The 790-nt window shown below is 42.2% G+C and carries 2 protein-coding genes; both read left to right on the forward strand.

The window, feature by feature from the left end; all coding sequences use genetic code 11:
- Window positions 1-23: 23 nt before the first annotated feature.
- Window positions 24-239, forward strand: a complete 216-nt coding sequence (rpmE, locus tag V7659_RS15970; protein WP_026568199.1) for a 50S ribosomal protein L31 — start codon at window positions 24-26, stop codon at window positions 237-239.
- 112 nt (window positions 240-351) lie between these two features.
- Window positions 352-790, forward strand: a 439-nt coding sequence (locus V7659_RS15975; protein ID WP_420491734.1) for a thymidine kinase, incomplete at its 3' end; no start/stop codon positions are given.

Here is a 790-nt window from a genome sequence, read left to right on the forward strand (position 1 = left end):
CAGGGCGGAAGGAGATGAAAAGAATGAAAGCAGGAATTCATCCAAATTATAAAACAGTAACGGTGTCATGTGCATGTGGTAATACATTTGAAACTGGTTCTGTTAAAAATGAAATTCGTGTTGAAACATGTTCAGAATGTCATCCATTCTACACTGGTCGTCAAAAATTCGCTGAAGCTGGCGGACGTGTTGACCGTTTCAACAAGAAATATGGCATTAAAACTCAACAGCAACAATAATTTTAAAAAGTACAGGCAAGAAGCAACACTTACTTGCCTGTTTTTTATTGAAATAAATGCACATTTTTTGAAATAGATTTTATGGATTTGCTAGGAAGGAGACGCCGTTTTTATGTATTTAATGAAGCAAAGCGGATGGGTTGAGGTTATCTGTGGCAGTATGTTTTCTGGAAAATCGGAGGAATTGATCCGCCGTGTGAGACGGGCTCAGTTCGCTAAACAAAAGATTGCTGTGTTTAAGCCGAAAATTGATAATCGCTATCACGATCAACAGGTTGTGTCCCATAATGGTTCTTCTTTTCATGCGAAGCCGATTGCTCATTCGATGGAGATTCTCCACCATGTGGAAGCCGATATCGATATTATTGCGATTGATGAGGTTCAGTTTTTTGATGAAGGAATTGTACGGATTGTGCAGCAGTTGGCTGACAGCGGCCATCGTGTGGTTTGTGCGGGTCTGGATATGGATTTCCGCGGCGAGCCGTTTGGTCAGATGCCAGCGTTGATGGCAATTGCTGAATCGGTGACAAAGCTGCAGGCGGTCTGTTCGG

Source organism: Neobacillus drentensis (assembly GCF_036966985.1).
Lineage (GTDB): Bacteria > Bacillota > Bacilli > Bacillales > Cytobacillaceae > Neobacillus > Neobacillus drentensis_E.